Here is a 16148-nt window from a genome sequence, read left to right as displayed (position 1 = left end):
GGGCATGCCTCGCCAGGCATGCCCTTCTCTCTGTTTATCCTGTTTATCGTTTTACCTCCCGCCACCACCTAGCGCCTTCCAGCTCAAGCCCTGCTCAACTCGACCTTCAGCAAAGCAATTGTGCCAACTCGATTCGCCCTACTCGTCAAGCCAATGCAGGCGACAAAAGCAGACCCAGGCAGCTGATAAAGCCAACACCCCAAACCAGACTGCGAACCTTGTCCAGATTCATCAGGTACAAAGCGGTGTAGGCAATGCGCGAAATGATAAATAACGCCGCCAATAGATTGATCGTGAAGCCTTGAGTATTGGTCACCTGGGCGACCAATACCCCTGCGGCAAACAACGGGAAAGCCTCAAGCATATTTGAATGCGCGGCCATGGCGCGCGCACCCCAACCGGTCAGCGCCGCCTGCTGGGCACGCGGGTGGCGGTTGTCGTAACCCTTTTCACTGCTTTTGGCCATGGCCACCGCGACGGGCGCTTTGGTAAACACAATCAACAACGCAGCAAAAAACAAACACCATAGTGGGAAGCTCATTCGCCTTTCTCCTGGCTGGCCGGACCGGTCGTTACCGTCGGGCTGAACATCATGACCGCAAGCACATCCGAATGGAACTCCCGGCGGTACAGCACCCACACCACACCTGCGGTGGTGAACATGAAGAACAGTGGATTGATAAACCAGGTCAGTGCCGCCAGCGCGAAATAATAAGCTCGCAGCCCCAGGTTGAACTCATTGCCCGCCATCGACAGCACTGCAGCGGCCCTGGCCGCATAGGCCTTGCGTTCGGTTTCGGTGACATTCTTTTCACCTACCAGAGGCGCGGACCCAAGCAGCACCGAGGCAAAGTTATACTGGCGCATGCCCCAGGAAAAAGTGAAAAACGCGTAAACAAAAATCGCCAACATGACCAGCAACTTCATTTCCGACATTTGCCGGCTGACAGTCGCCACAAAGGGCATATCCTGCAGCAGAACCTGAGCCCGATCCGTTGCACCCATCAGGGTAATAAGACCCGCCAGAATCAGCAGTGTACTCGAGGCGAAGAAGGCGGTATTTCGCTCCAGATTACCAATCACACTTGCGTCGGCTATGCGCTGTTCACGCATCAATAGCCGGCTCATCCAGTCCTGGCGGTAGAGGTGTAGCACGCTCGCCAGGCACACAGTATCGCGTCCCTTGTGGCGCGCGTACCGGGTATAGCCGATCCAGCAAAACAAAAACCAGAAAAACGCCACCAGGTTCAGCCATGTGGCACCGGCATCGGGCAGTTCGGGTAACACGAGCATTCAAGCCCCTTATCGAGAAAGTCGTATGTGTCCTTGCAGCGTCAGTATAGACAGCTCTGCGCTACGCGTACTGATGAGAAGCACTGCGTGCAGCGAAAGACACCTGCGCATAAAAAAACCCCGCCGAAGCGAGGTTTCTTATACAACGGGTCTCAGCGAAGAATTACTTCTTCAGAGCCCAACCGGTCAGTTCAGCCAACGCGACACCGATGTCTGCCAGTGAACGCACGGTTTTAACACCAGCGTCTTCCAGCGCGGCGAACTTCTCGTCAGCCGTGCCCTTGCCACCGGAGATGATCGCCCCAGCATGGCCCATGCGCTTGCCCGCAGGTGCGGTCACGCCGGCAATGTAGGAAACCACTGGCTTGGTAACATTGGCTTTGATAAAGGCCGCAGCCTCTTCTTCAGCGCTGCCACCAATTTCGCCGATCATCACGATCGCTTCGGTCTTCGGGTCATCCTGGAACATCTGCAGGATGTCGATGAAGTTGGAGCCCGGGATCGGGTCACCACCGATGCCAACACAGGTCGACTGGCCGAAGCCGGCGTCAGTAGTCTGCTTCACGGCTTCATAGGTCAGGGTGCCGGAACGTGACACGATACCGACCTTGCCTGGCAGGTGAATGTGACCAGGCATGATGCCGATCTTGCATTCGCCGGGAGTGATCACGCCTGGGCAGTTAGGCCCGATCAGGCGTACGCCCAACTGGTCACAGACGACTTTGCAGTCGAGCATGTCCAGGGTAGGGATGCCTTCGGTGATGCAGACGATCAGTTCGATGCCGCCGTTGGCTGCTTCCAGGATCGAGTCCTTGCAGAACGGCGCAGGAACGTAGATCACGCTGGCAGTAGCGCCGGTTTTCTCGACCGCTTCGCGCACGGTGTTGAACACGGGCAGGCCCAGGTGAGTAGTGCCACCCTTGCCAGGCGTTACGCCGCCGACCATCTTGGTGCCGTATTCAATCGCTTGCTCAGAGTGGAAAGTACCCTGTGCGCCGGTAAAGCCCTGGCAGATAACTTTGGTGTCTTTGTTGATCAGGATGCTCATTATTTACCCTCCGCGGCCTTGACGACTTGCTGGGCAGCGTCGGTCAGACTGGTTGCTGCGATGATGTTCAGACCACTTTCCTTCAGTACCTTGGCGCCCAGTTCGGCATTGTTGCCTTCCAGACGTACGACTACGGGTACTTTCACGCCGACTTCCTTCACCGCGCCGATGATGCCTTCGGCAATCATGTCGCAACGAACGATGCCACCGAAGATGTTGACCAGAACGGCCTTCACATTGGTGTCGGAAAGAATGATCTTGAATGCTTCGGTCACGCGCTCTTTGGTAGCGCCGCCGCCCACATCCAGGAAGTTGGCAGGCTTGCCGCCGTGGTGGTTGACGATGTCCATGGTACCCATGGCCAGGCCAGCACCGTTGACCATGCAGCCGATGTTGCCTTCCAGCGCAACATAGTTGAGCTCGAACTTGGCAGCGTGGGCTTCACGGGGATCGTCCTGGGACGGATCATGCATGCCGCGCAGCTTGGGCTGACGGTACATGGCGTTGCCGTCGATGCCGATCTTGGCGTCCAGGCAGTGCAGGTTACCGTCTTCCTTGATAACCAGCGGATTGATTTCCAGCAGAGCCAGATCATAGTCGGCAAAGAGTTTGCCCAGGCCAACAAAGATGTTGGTGAACTGCTTGATCTGGTCGCCTTTCAAACCCAGTTGGAAAGCCAGGTCGCGGCCCTGATAGGGCTGGGGACCGACCAGCGGATCAACGATGGCCTTGATGATCTTCTCGGGAGTCTCTTCCGCTACCTTCTCGATTTCCACGCCACCTTCAGTAGAGGCCATGAAAACGATACGACGGCTGGAGCGATCAACGACGGCGCCCAGGTACAGTTCCTGAGCGATATCGGTGCAGGACTCAACCAGAATCTTGGTCACTGGCTGACCATTGGCGTCTGTCTGATAGGTCACCAGACGCTGGCCCAGCCATTTTTCGGCGAACGCCTTGGCTTCTTCCTTGCTCTTGATCAGCTTGACGCCGCCAGCCTTACCGCGGCCGCCAGCGTGGACCTGGGCTTTAACTACCCACATGTCACCGCCGATCTTGTCGCAGGCCTCAGCGGCCTCTTCTGGAGTGTCTACTGCAAAGCCTTTTGAAACAGGAAGGCCGTACTCAGCGAACAGCTGCTTCCCCTGATATTCGTGAAGATTCATGCGTATCTACCGTTTTGATCGTGTAGGAATTGCGTTCATAACGCGGGCAGCATCAGCGGAAATAATCCGATCACCTGCCTGCATTACCCTTATCACCGGGATGGAAGCTCTGAACAGCTGCCTGGCTGTCGAATCGCGCCGTTGCGTTCGATGTACTTCCCGCGCCCTGTTCAGAACCGCCATTGGTGACCAGACCGATTGCTCGGCCGGATTTGCCGCTTCGAAATAATGTCACCGGGAACTGGCAGGTTTTACACCCGACCTGCCAGTCACAGGGACGCTATATTATCGCTTCTTGCGATTGGCGACATGTATTGCGTGACCATTTACCGCCAGAGCTGCTTCATGCAGCGCTTCGGAAACGGTCGGGTGTGAGAACACCATCATGCCCAGGTCTTCGGCACTGGTGCCGAATTCCATGCCGATTGCGCCCTGCTGCACCAACTCAGCTGCGCCAGGGCCAATCACGTGAACACCCAGCACCCGGTCGGTCTTGGCATCAGCGATGACCTTGACCATGCCGCCAGCATCGTTGGCAGCCACGGCACGGCCGTTGGCAGCAAAGGGGAACACACCGACATTGACTTCAACGCCTTCGGTCTTGAGCTGCTGCTCGTTCTTGCCGACCCACGCGATCTCCGGGTGAGTATAGATAACCGAGGGGACCAGGTCGTAGTTCATTGCAGTCTTGTGACCAGCGATGCGCTCGGCAACCATGACGCCCTCTTCCGAGGCCTTGTGCGCCAACATGGCGCCACGTACCGCGTCGCCCACCGCGTAAACACCAGGTACGCTGGTAGCGCAGTAGTCGTCAACAAAGATCACGCCACGCTCGTCCATATCCACACCGGAATCACTGGCCAGCAGGTTTTCGGTATAGGGGCGGCGGCCTACGGCGACAATCAGCTTGTCGAAGCTCAATTGCTGCTCACCATCTGCGTCGGTGAAGGATACGGTGACTTGCTTGCGCTTGATATCAGTACCAGTAACGCGAGCACCCAGACGGATCTGCATACCCTGCTTGGTAAAGGTCTTCAGGGCTTCTTTGGAGATCTGCTCATCGGCTAGGCCGAGAAACTTGTCCAGCGCTTCGAATACAACCACTTCAGCGCCCAGACGACGCCAAACCGAACCCAGCTCCAGGCCAATGACGCCGGCGCCAATGACACCCAGCTTCTTCGGTACCGTCTGGAATTCCAGCGCACCGGTCGAATCGACGATAACGTCTTCGGTCAACGGCGCTGGCGGAATATCGATCGGACGCGAACCAGAGGCGAGAATCACGTTCTCGGCTTCGATGATAGTGGTCTTGCCTTCGGAATCGGTCACTTCAACTTTTTTGCCCGCCAGCAATTTGCCGTGACCTTCGATGCTGGTAACGCCATTGGCTTTGAACAGCGCGGTAACGCCGCCAGTGAACTGCTTGACGATCTTGTCCTTGCGCTCCAGCATGGCTGGGATGTCGATGCTCAGTCCCTTGGTGCTGATGCCGTGAATCTGAAAACCATCCTGGGCTTCATGGAATTTCCAGGAACTGTCCAGCAGCGCCTTGGAGGGAATACAACCCACGTTCAGACAGGTGCCACCGAGGGCCTGCTTGCCGTCCTTGCCTACGTATTTCTCGACGCAAGCCGTCTTTAAGCCCAGTTGGGCGGCACGAATGGCAGCCACATAGCCGCCAGGGCCGGCACCAATTACCACTACATCGTATTTATCACTCATAACCCAATTCCTCTGTTTGCAGCTGTTAGGGTAAAGCTGCCCCTACACTTGTGGCGCTCTGGGGCAACTTGCCGCTTGCCACTTGAAGCTTGCAGCTGTTTATCAGATGTCCAGCAGCAGACGTGCTGGATCTTCCAGCAGTTCCTTGATGGCAACCAGGAAGCTGACCGCTTCCTTGCCGTCAATCAGACGGTGATCGTAGGACAGCGCCAGATACATCATCGGCAGAATCACGACCTGACCATTGACCGCCATTGGGCGCTCCTGGATTTTGTGCATACCCAGAATCGCTGCCTGCGGCGGATTGACGATTGGCGAAGACAGCAGCGAGCCAAATACGCCACCGTTGGAAATGGTGAAGGTGCCGCCGGTCATGTCTTCCATGGACAGCTTGCCTTCCTTGGCCTTGCGACCGAAGTCAGCGATGGTACCTTCCACCTGAGCCAGGCTCATGTGTTCGGTGTTGCGCAGAATCGGAACAACCAGACCGCGATCACTGGATACAGCTACGCCGATATCCTGATAACCGTGGTAAACCACGTCAGAACCATCGAGGGAAGCATTCACCGCCGGGTAGCGCTTCAGCGCTTCAGTCGCGGCCTTGACGAAGAAGGACATAAAGCCCAGTCGCACGCCGTTGTGCTTCTTCTCGAACAGGTCCTTGTACTTCTTGCGCAGATCCATGATCGGCTTCATGTCGACTTCGTTGAAGGTCGTCAACATGGCCATGGTCGACTGAGCATCTACCAGACGCTCGGCGATGCGCGCGCGCAGGCGAGTCATTGGCACGCGCTTCTCTACACGATCGCCTTCACCCAGGCTTGGCGCTGCTTCAGCGGCGGCAGGCTTGGCGGCAGCAGCCGGCTTGGCCGGAGCGTTTTTCTTCGCTTCGACGGCGTTCATCACGTCTTCTTTGGTAACTCGACCACCTTTGCCGGTGCCGGCGATATCGCCTGCAGCCAGACCATTTTCTTCGGCCATTTTGCGCGCGGCTGGCGAGAGCAAAGGCTCTTCGCCGGATGCGGCGCTGGCGGCGGTCTTGTCTTCAGCCTTGGCCTCGGGCTTGGTTTCAGCCTTGGCTTCAGATTTGGCTTCCGGCTTGGCAGAAGCAGTTTCGCCATCCTTCAGGCTGCCGAGCACTTCACCGCTGAGTACGGTTTCGCCTTCACCCTTGACGATGTCGCCAAGTACGCCGTCGGCTTCCGCCAATACTTCCATTACAACCTTGTCGGTTTCAATGTCGACGATCAGTTCATCACGCTTGACGGCGTCGCCAGGTTGCTTGTGCCAGGTAGCCACGGTGCCATCGGCAACCGATTCCGGAAAAGTAGGGGCCTTGATTTCAATAGCCATTGTCGATCCTTAAATTAATGCTGTGTTGTCTGCCAGATGCTCAAGCGGTGAGTGCGTCTTGCAATAGTTTTTCCTGTTGCTCGGCGTGCATGGAAGGATAACCACAAGCAGGTGATGCAGAGGCCTCCCGTCCAGCGTAGTCCAAGTACAGGTTCTTGACCTTATGCTGGGCAATCACGCGTCGCATATGGTGTTGGCTGCAGTACCAGGCGCCCTGGTTCATCGGTTCTTCCTGGCACCAGACGACCTTCTTCAAGGATTTGTAGCTGGCCAGTACTTCGGCCAGATCATCCTCTGGGAAGGGATACAGCTGTTCGATACGGATAATCGCCGCGTTGTCGATCCCATCCTTGCGGCGCTTCTCCAACAGATCGTAATACACCTTGCCGCTACACATGATGACGCGCTCGACCTTCTTCGGATCCAGCGCATCTACCTCTGGAATAACGGTCTGGAACGAGCCCTCGGCCAGATCTTCCAGTGAGGAGATGGCAAGTTTATGACGCAGAAGGGATTTGGGTGTCAACGCGACCAATGGCTTACGCAGCGGACGAATCACCTGACGACGCAGCATGTGGTACATCTGCGCAGGAGTAGACGGCACGCAAACCTGAATGTTGTGCTCTGCGCTCAACTGCAGGAAGCGCTCGAGACGTGCGGAGGAGTGCTCCGGCCCCTGCCCTTCGTAACCGTGCGGCAGCAACATGGTCAGGCCGCAAAGACGCCCCCACTTGTGCTCACCACTAGTGATGAACTGGTCGACCACCACCTGGGCACCGTTGAAGAAGTCGCCAAACTGCGCCTCCCAAACAACCAGCACGTTCGGTGTGGTAGTGGCATAGCCGTATTCAAATGCCAGAACCGCTTCTTCCGACAGCAACGAATCGTAGATATCAAAACGTGGCTGATTCTCGGCCAGATTCGCCAGCGGAATGTAGGTGCTGCCATCCTTCTGGTTGTGCAGTACTGCGTGACGGTGCGAGAAAGTACCGCGACCCACGTCCTGCCCAGTGATGCGCACTGGATGGCCTTCGTGCAACAGCGTGGCGTAGGCCATGGTTTCGGCAAAGCCCCAGTTCAGCGACAAGGCGCCGGCGGCCATCTTGCTGCGATCTTCAACAATCTTGTTGACCTGACGTTGAATCACCAGCCCATCAGGCAGGCTGTTGAGCTTGTTGGCCAGTTCCTGCAGGGTTTTCAGATCAATACGAGTGTCGTGGCGCGCGGTCCACTTGTGGCCCAGATACGGTGCCCAGTCGACGAAGGAGCTGGTATCCGGCTCCTTGACCAGACTCTTGACCACATGATCGCCGTTGTCCAGAGCATTGCGGTATTCCTCCATCATGCCCTGCACATCGTCACTGGAGATCACTTCTTCCGCCACCAGACGATCCGCGTAGATCTCGCGGGTAGTCGGGTGCTTGGTGATCTTTTCATACATCAGCGGCTGGGTGCCGGACGGCTCGTCAGCTTCGTTGTGACCACGACGGCGGTAGCAGACCAGATCGATGACCACGTCGCGCTTGAACTGCATGCGATAATCCACAGCCAGCTGCGTAACAAACAGGACCGCTTCCGGATCATCACCATTAACATGGAAGATCGGTGCCTGAATCATCTTCGCCACGTCGGTGCAGTACTCGGTAGAGCGCGCATCATCCTGACGGCTGGTGGTGAAGCCGACCTGGTTGTTGACGATGATGTGGATGGTGCCGCCGGTCTTGTAAGCACGGGTCTGCGACATCTGGAAGGTTTCCATGACGACGCCCTGCCCTGCAAAGGCAGCATCGCCATGGATATTGATCGGCAGTACGCGATCACCGGAGAAATCCTTGCGGCGATCCTGACGGGCACGCACCGAACCTTCCACTACCGGAGAAACAATCTCCAGGTGCGAAGGGTTGAAAGCCAGGGCTAGGTGCATCTCGCCGCCAGAGGTCATCACGTTGGATGAGAAACCCTGGTGATACTTGACGTCGCCGGAGCTCAGGTCGTTCTTCTTCTTGCCTTCGAACTCGTCGAACAACTCGCGCGGGTTCTTGCCGAGAATATTCACCAGCACGTTCAGACGGCCACGGTGCGCCATGCCCAGTACGGCTTCCTGAGTACCATAGGATCCAGCGCGCTGAATGATCTCATCCAACATCGGGATCAGGCTTTCGCCGCCTTCCACACCGAAACGCTTGGTACCGGGAAACTTGGTGCCCAGGTATTTTTCCAGGCCTTCTGCAGCGGTCAGACGCTCCAGCAGGTGGCGCTTGGTGGGTACTGAGTGCTGGGGTTTGCCACGCACACTTTCCAGACGCTGCTGAAACCAGCGACGCTGATTGGAGTCGACAATGTGCATGTATTCCGCACCGTAGGTCGAGCAATAGGTCGAACTCAGCGCATCAAGAATGTCTTTGAGGGGAGCTTCTTCCTTGCCGATATGCAGTTCGCCGGTACGGAAGGGAGTATCAAGATCTGCATCGGTCAGGCCGTAGTCGGCCAACGTCAGATCAGCGATTTCTTCGCGTTGCCAGAGGCCAAGCGGATCCAGGCTGGAGCTTTGATGCCCGCGCATGCGGAAGGCCTGAATAAGGCGCAGTACATCTACCTGTTTCTTTTCATGCTCACTGCTGACGACCCCGCCGCCGTTAACCGTTGCGGTACGACGCTGGTTCTTGGCCAACAGTTGGAAGTGTTCACGAATCGTCGAATGGGAAACATCCGACCCGGCATGGCCGTTGGATTGCGGCAGCTTCTGGAAATAGCTGCGCCACTCATCGGCGATACTGTTTGGGTCGTGCAGATAGAGCTCGTATAGCTCTTCAACATAGGAGGCATTCCCACCGTCAAGATGAGATGTGCTCCACAGCTGCTGCATTTCGCTGTCTGGCATGCTTGGTCACCCTCTATAAGGGGACACCATCTGGCGCAAAGACCATTAATTGGCAAAAACACTGCCATCCGCGCAAAACATGTGGTGACCATGGCATTGTCTCTGCCACTCACCCTGTCTTGTCATGTTCTGCGAAACCGGAATATTGCCGGCCCCGACAGATAGTTCGGGTGTTACCCGATTGCCCCTGTTGGTTTAGGTACATACAAACCGCGGCTTTGTGGGCTGCGGCTCGATTAAAATACTGACCGGCTCCCTGTAGCAGGAGCCGGCGCAGGCCAACGTGATGCAGACTTCAACCGATCAGGTACCGCTCTGCAGCAACATGTTGCGGATGTGGCCAATGGCACGGGTCGGATTCAGACCCTTGGGACACACATTCACGCAGTTCATGATGCCGCGGCAGCGAAATACGCTGAACGGGTCGTCCAGTGCAGCCAGACGGTCAACGGTCTGGGTGTCACGGCTGTCCGCGAGAAAGCGGTAAGCCTGCAACAGACCAGCAGGACCGATAAACTTGTCCGGATTCCACCAGAAGGAAGGGCAGGAAGTAGAACAGCAGGCACAGAGAATACACTCGTAGAGGCCGTCCAGTTTTTCCCGCTCTTCCGGCGACTGCAGGCGCTCGATAGCCGGCGCCGGCGTGTCGTTCTGCAAATACGGCTGAACCTTTTCGTATTGCTTGTAGAAGATGCTCATATCCACGACCAAGTCACGTATGACGGGCAAACCCGGTAGCGGACGCAACACCAACTTGTTTTTCTTGACCACATCGGACAGGGGTGTGATGCACGCCAGTCCGTTTTTGCCGTTAATGTTCATCCCGTCAGAGCCACATACACCCTCGCGGCAGGAGCGGCGGTAGGACATGCCTACATCCTGTTCCTTGACCAGAGCGAGCACGTCAAGAACCATGATGTCCTTGCCGCCAGTATCGACCTGGAAGTCCTGCATGTAGGGAGCGTTGTCGCTCTCCGGGTTGTAACGGTAAACGCTTACTTGCAGCATATCGGTCACCCTATTAATAAGTACGAACCTTGGGTTCAAAAACAGGCACTGTTTTCGGCGCGAAGTTGACTGCTCGCTTACGCAATTCTTTGGTAGCGGGCATGTACAGGCTGTGGCACAGCCAGTTTTCATCATCACGATCTTCAAAATCTTCACGGGCATGCGCACCACGGCTTTCGGTACGCAGGTTTGCGGCTACCGCAGTTGCTTCGGCCACTTCCAGAAGGTTTTGCAATTCCAGTGCTTCGATACGCGCAGTGTTAAACGCCTGGCTCTTGTCATCAATCTTCACGGTCGCAATGCGCTCGCGCAGATCGGCCAGCTGTTTGATACCTTTTTCCATGAACTCGCCAGTACGGAAGACACCGAAGTAGTTCTGCATGCAGTTCTGCAATTCCTTGCGCAGCGGCGCAACGTCTTCACCGGCGGTACGCTTGTTCAGCGAATCCAGACGGCTCAGCGACGCTTCGATGTCAGACTCGGATGCCGAGCGATGCTCAACGCCATCTTTCAATGAAGACTCAAGGTGCATACCTGCGGCACGACCAAACACCACCAGATCGAGCAGCGAGTTGCCACCCAGGCGGTTGGCACCGTGTACCGATACACAGGCCACTTCGCCTACAGCAAACAGACCATCAACGATCTTGTCCTGGCCGTTGGCATCCTGGGTAATCGCCTGACCATGAATATTGGTCGGGATACCGCCCATCATGTAGTGGCAAGTCGGGACTACTGGAATCGGTGCGGTAACCGGATCAACGTGAGCGAAAGTCTTGGACAACTCACAGATACCCGGCAGGCGGCTGTGCAGCACTTCCTCGCCCAGGTGATCAAGCTTGAGCATTACATGGTCGCCATCCGGGCCACAGCCGTTACCGGCAAGGATTTCCTTGACCATGGAGCGGGCCACAACGTCACGACCAGCAAGATCTTTGGAGTTAGGCGCATAACGCTCCATGAACCGCTCGCCATGCTTGTTGATCAGGTAGCCACCTTCACCACGGCAACCTTCGGTCACCAGGGTACCCGCGCCGGCAATACCGGTCGGGTGGAACTGCCACATTTCAATATCCTGTACCGGTACGCCAGCGCGCAACGCCATGCCGATACCGTCGCCGGTGTTGATCAACGCGTTGGTAGTCGAGGCATAAATACGCCCTGCCCCGCCGGTCGCCAATACAGTTGCCTTGGAGCGGATGTAGGCGGTCTCGCCGGTTTCAATGCAGATCGCGATCACACCCACCACAGTGCCGTCCTGGTTCTTCACCAGATCGACTGCATACCATTCATTAAGGAAGGTGGTGTTGTGCTTGACGTTGTTCTGATACAGCGTGTGCAACAGAGCATGGCCGGTACGGTCGGCCGCGGCGCAGGTGCGTGCTGCCTGAGTAGGGTTGTCCGGGCCCTTGGACTGACCACCGAACGGACGCTGATAGATGCGGCCCTGCTCGGTACGGGAGAACGGCAGACCCATGTGCTCGAGCTCAAAAATGGCTTCCGGGCCAACCGAACACATGTATTCGATTGCGTCCTGGTCACCGATATAGTCGGAGCCCTTGACGGTGTCATACATGTGCCAGCGCCAGTCATCGTTCGGATCGGCCGACGCGATAGCGCAGGTAATGCCGCCCTGGGCAGAGACAGTATGCGAACGGGTCGGGAATACCTTGGTGACCACGGCAGTCTTGTGACCACCCTGGGCCAGCTGCAGCGCTGCACGCATGCCTGCACCACCACCACCTACAATGATGGCGTCAAAAGTCAAAGTACGGATGTTAGACATTTAGATACCCCAAAAAATCTGCACGCCCCAGACAAACAGGACAAACATCGTCAGACCGCACACCACCTGAAACAGGAAGCGAACTACGGTGGCGGATTTGCCAACTGCCATAGGCGTCAGGTAGTCAGTAGAAATAGTCCACATTCCGACCCAGGAGTGAACACTCAGAGCCACCAGTGTGAGCAGACTGAATATACGCATCCAGTTCTGGCTGAATAGACCCTGCCAATCCGCATAAGTGAGGCCCGGATTGAATATCAGGTAACCAAGCAGGAACAGCACATAGGCTGCCAGCAATACGGCGGAGACGCGTTGCGCCATCCAGTCATAAAGGCCGCTGCGCGACAGGTTGGTGACGTTGGTTACCATATCCAAACCCCCAGAAGAACAATCAGAATGACGGATACGACGATCACGATCTGTGAACCACGCTTGCCACTCTCAAGGCCTTCGCCTACGCCGGCGTCCATGATCAGGTGGCGAATACCGGCAACCAGGTGATACAGCAGGGCAGCGAGCACGCCCCACAGGATCAGTTTGGCCAGCGGATTCTGCAGAAGCGACTGCACTTGCTCAAAACCACTTTCGGAGCTCAATGAAACGTCCAGCATCCACAGCAGGCCAGCGATGGAGATGAACAGAATGATTCCCGAAATGCGATGAGCAATTGAAGTCAGCGCGGTGACAGGTTGCTTGATTGTCCTGAGATCTAGATTGACAGGTCTTTTGCTATTCACGGCTATATTCACACTCGTGGCCCTTTTTATGATTCAGGGCTGGATTATAGGAAGGTGCACTATTGTGGGTACCCCAGCAGCATAACTACTTGACCTTGCAGGAAGGTCGATATGCCACTTTGCCGGTCATGGAGTATAGAGACTTGACCCCCTGATTACAATGCAACCAAGCCTTTGGAATGCCCTTGTTACAACCGCGCAGGGCGTTTACCAGACTCGTTCAGGGTGCAAATAAAAGCTTTTTATCTGACTGATATCCATTCACTATCGGTAGAATTGACAAACCGATTTATCACCTTATAGTGATGCGGGCCCTGCGTGGGGGCTTTTTTCGATTCCAGTTCGATTCCAGCAGACAGGAGGCCATCAATGGCTGATAAGAAGGCGCAGTTGATCATCGAGGGGAACTCCCCCATTGACCTGCCAATGTATTCAGGCACTCTTGGCCCGGATGTTATCGATGTGCGCGGCCTGACCGCTGAAGGCTACTTCACCTTCGACCCCGGCTTTATGGCCACCTCGTCCTGCGAATCCAAGATTACCTACATCGATGGCGACAAAGGCGTGCTGTTGCACCGCGGCTACCCCATCGAGCAACTGGCTGAGAAAGCCGATTTCCTGGAAACCTGCTTTCTGCTGCTCAAGGGTGAACTGCCTAACGACAGCGAAAAGGACCAGTTTGTCAGCACCATCAAGAACCACACCATGGTGCACGAACAACTCAAGACATTCTTCAACGGCTTCCGCCGTGACGCCCACCCGATGGCCATCATGTGTGGCGTGGTCGGTGCGCTGTCTGCGTTCTACCATGACTCGCTGGACATCAACGATGCGCATCACCGCGAGATCTCGGCTGTTCGCCTGATCGCCAAGATGCCGACACTGGCAGCCATGGTGTACAAGTATTCCATGGGCCAGCCCATGATGTACCCGCGCAACGACCTGAGCTATTCCGAAAACTTCCTGCACATGATGTTCAATACGCCCTGTGACGAGAAGAAGGTCAACCCGGTACTGGCCAAGGCCATGGATCGCATCTTCGTCTTGCATGCCGATCACGAGCAGAACGCCTCCACCTCGACTGTGCGCCTGGCCGGCTCTTCCGGCGCCAACCCCTTTGCCTGTATCGCTGCGGGCATCGCTGCCCTGTGGGGACCGGCGCACGGCGGTGCCAACGAAGCGGTACTGCGTATGCTCGACGAAATCGGCGATGTGTCCAACATCGAGAAGTTCGTGGCCAAGGCCAAGGACAAAGACGATCCATTCAAGCTGATGGGCTTCGGTCACCGCGTTTACAAGAACTTTGATCCACGCGCCAAAGTGATGAAGCAGACCTGTGATGAAGTACTGGCCGAGCTGGGTATCAATGATCCGCAGCTGGAACTGGCGATGAAGCTGGAAGAAATTGCCCGCAACGACCCCTACTTCGTCGAGCGCAACCTGTACCCGAACGTCGACTTCTACTCCGGCATCATTCTCAAGGCCATCGGTATCCCGGCCTCGATGTTCACCGTGATCTTTGCCACCGGCCGCACGCCAGGCTGGATCGCGCACTGGAACGAGATGATCAGCGGCCCGTACAAGATCGGCCGTCCGCGCCAGCTGTACACCGGCGCCGCCAAACGCGACTATCCAGGCTGATCTTCAGCCAATAAAAAACCCGCTTCGGCGGGTTTTTTATTGGCTGGCTACAAGCCACGAAGAATGGAGCATCCCCTACTGAAGAGTTCGTATTTATCTTGCAGCTTGAGACTTGAAGCTTGCCGCTGCCCTACCCCGTCTGCGCTTCCCACCAACCGATAATCCGCAGGGCATCCGCAGCGTTCTCGCCGCACACGTCTGCAGCCGGGTGGAATTCTGCACAGACCCGGGGGCGATCCGAAGAGAAAAAGATCGCGCAGCGGGCGTCTGCATCCAGATGAATACAACGCACCCCGGCAGGCTTGCCCAGTGGCATGCCCGGGATCGGTGAGCTTATTGAAGGTGCTATGCAGCAAGCGCCGCAGCCGGAGCGGCAACTAGTCAATGACATGAACGTTGCCCTCCTGTGGACGCGACATGACCAAGGCGCGGTATTATCCACAAGAGAGCAGCAGCTGTCGATCTGAGGTCGCGGACCGGACCGCCGTTATTCCTCGCGCTTACGCTCCAGCCGCGCGATCAGGCTGGAGGTGTCCCAACGGTTACCACCCATGGCCTGAACATCTGCGTAAAACTGATCGACCAGCGCAGTAACCGGCAGTTGTGCGCCATTGCGACGCGCCTCATCCAGCACGATACCCAGGTCCTTGCGCATCCAGTCCACCGCGAAACCAAACTCGAACTCACCGGCGAGCATGGTCTTGTGGCGGTTTTCCAGCTGCCAGGATTGCGCCGCGCCTTTGCTGATCACTGACATCGCCGCCTCGCCATCCAGCCCCGCACTCTTGGCAAAATGCAGCGCTTCCGCAAGCCCCTGGACCAGGCCGCCGATGCAGATTTGGTTGACCATCTTGGTCAGTTGACCCGACCCCGCCGGCCCCATCAATTTGAGCATCTTGGCGTAGCAATTCATCACCGGCCGGCTAAAGTCGAAAACGGACTCGTCGCCGCCGACCATGATGGTCAGCTGACCATTTTCCGCACCCGCCTGACCGCCGGATACCGGCGCATCGAGAAAACCCACGCCCTTTTCAGCACAGAGCTGGAACAGCTCGCGGGCCACGCCTGCAGATGCCGTAGTATGGTCAATAATCACTGCGCCAGAACGAATACCCTGAAGCACACCCTGCTCTCCACAGACCACTTCGCGCAGATCATCGTCATTACCCACACAGATCATCACCAGATCCTGCTCTGCCGCGGCTTCAGCCGGGGTCGAACAAGCGCGACCACCAAACTCGTCAACCCAGGCCTTGGCTCTGGACTCAGTACGGTTGTAAACCGTCACGTCGTGGCCGGCGGAGCGCAAATGGCCCGCCATGGGGTAACCCATCACTCCCAGTCCGATAAAAGCTAGGTTCGCCATTGGTATCTCCTCAAGAAAGAAGCTGCAATCGCAGCCTCACTGGTTTAGGTCACACTCACCCGGTACGAGCCGGAACTTTCATTGCGTGCACCATAGCCTAACTTGGCGACAGTGGCTTTTTCTTGAAACCTTTTGCCAAGAAATAAC

The 16148-nt window shown here is 56.5% G+C and carries 14 protein-coding genes; 1 reads left to right on the top strand and 13 read right to left on the bottom strand.

Annotated elements, in window-relative coordinates:
- Nucleotides 1-145: 145 nt before the first annotated feature.
- From EAO82_RS10760 to sdhC, 11 genes are all read right to left on the bottom strand, one after another.
- Nucleotides 146-541: an MAPEG family protein gene (locus tag EAO82_RS10760; RefSeq protein ID WP_096345712.1), complete on the bottom strand. Its 396-nt coding sequence runs from the start codon at nt 539-541 to the stop codon at nt 146-148.
- Entirely contained in the window at nt 538-1293 is a 756-nt protein-coding gene (locus EAO82_RS10755; RefSeq protein ID WP_096345711.1) for a DUF599 domain-containing protein, read from the bottom strand. Before EAO82_RS10755 ends, EAO82_RS10760 begins: the two co-directional genes overlap by 4 nt.
- A gap of 163 nt (nt 1294-1456) precedes the next feature.
- Nucleotides 1457-2341: a succinate--CoA ligase subunit alpha gene (gene sucD / locus EAO82_RS10750; RefSeq protein WP_096345710.1), complete on the bottom strand. Its 885-nt coding sequence runs from the start codon at nt 2339-2341 to the stop codon at nt 1457-1459.
- Nucleotides 2341-3507: an ADP-forming succinate--CoA ligase subunit beta gene (gene sucC, locus EAO82_RS10745; RefSeq protein WP_096345709.1), complete on the bottom strand. Its 1167-nt coding sequence runs from the start codon at nt 3505-3507 to the stop codon at nt 2341-2343. Before sucC ends, sucD begins: the two co-directional genes overlap by 1 nt.
- Before the next feature lie 285 nt (nt 3508-3792).
- Entirely contained in the window at nt 3793-5229 is a 1437-nt protein-coding gene (gene lpdA, locus EAO82_RS10740) for a dihydrolipoyl dehydrogenase (RefSeq protein ID WP_096345708.1), read from the bottom strand.
- A 102-nt stretch (nt 5230-5331) separates the two neighbouring features.
- Nucleotides 5332-6582 carry a 2-oxoglutarate dehydrogenase complex dihydrolipoyllysine-residue succinyltransferase gene (odhB, locus tag EAO82_RS10735; RefSeq protein WP_096345707.1) on the bottom strand — a complete coding sequence of 417 codons (1251 nt, stop codon included), beginning with the start codon at nt 6580-6582 and terminating at the stop codon, nt 5332-5334.
- Nucleotides 6583-6622: 40 nt separating this feature from the next.
- On the bottom strand, nt 6623-9463 hold the full coding sequence (locus EAO82_RS10730; RefSeq protein WP_096345706.1) for a 2-oxoglutarate dehydrogenase E1 component: 2841 nt from the start codon (nt 9461-9463) through the stop codon (nt 6623-6625).
- Between the two features lie 303 nt (nt 9464-9766).
- Complete coding sequence (locus EAO82_RS10725) at nt 9767-10471, bottom strand: succinate dehydrogenase iron-sulfur subunit (RefSeq protein WP_096345705.1); 705 nt, start codon at nt 10469-10471, stop codon at nt 9767-9769.
- Between the two features lie 13 nt (nt 10472-10484).
- Entirely contained in the window at nt 10485-12257 is a 1773-nt protein-coding gene (gene sdhA / locus EAO82_RS10720) for a succinate dehydrogenase flavoprotein subunit (protein WP_096345704.1), read from the bottom strand.
- Complete coding sequence (sdhD, locus tag EAO82_RS10715; protein WP_096345703.1) at nt 12258-12626, bottom strand: succinate dehydrogenase, hydrophobic membrane anchor protein; 369 nt, start codon at nt 12624-12626, stop codon at nt 12258-12260. It abuts the gene before it with no gap.
- On the bottom strand, nt 12620-12994 hold the full coding sequence (sdhC, locus tag EAO82_RS10710; RefSeq protein ID WP_096345874.1) for a succinate dehydrogenase, cytochrome b556 subunit: 375 nt from the start codon (nt 12992-12994) through the stop codon (nt 12620-12622). Before sdhC ends, sdhD begins: the two co-directional genes overlap by 7 nt.
- Before the next feature lie 369 nt (nt 12995-13363).
- Between sdhC and gltA the strand changes: the two genes are divergently transcribed.
- Entirely contained in the window at nt 13364-14635 is a 1272-nt protein-coding gene (gene gltA, locus EAO82_RS10705; RefSeq protein WP_096345702.1) for a citrate synthase, read from the top strand.
- A gap of 130 nt (nt 14636-14765) precedes the next feature.
- On the opposite strand, the gene EAO82_RS10700 is transcribed toward gltA, so the two are convergent.
- Nucleotides 14766-15026, bottom strand: coding sequence for a YkgJ family cysteine cluster protein (locus EAO82_RS10700; protein ID WP_096345701.1), 261 nt, complete (start codon nt 15024-15026; stop codon nt 14766-14768).
- A 96-nt stretch (nt 15027-15122) separates the two neighbouring features.
- Nucleotides 15123-16001, bottom strand: a complete 879-nt coding sequence (locus EAO82_RS10695) for an NAD(P)-dependent oxidoreductase (RefSeq protein WP_096345700.1) — start codon at nt 15999-16001, stop codon at nt 15123-15125.
- Between the last annotated feature and the right edge of the window lie 147 nt (nt 16002-16148).

This window comes from Halopseudomonas pelagia (assembly GCF_009497895.1).
GTDB classification, from domain to species: domain Bacteria; phylum Pseudomonadota; class Gammaproteobacteria; order Pseudomonadales; family Pseudomonadaceae; genus Halopseudomonas; species Halopseudomonas pelagia_A.
This window is presented reverse-complemented; position numbering and strand designations above follow the sequence as displayed.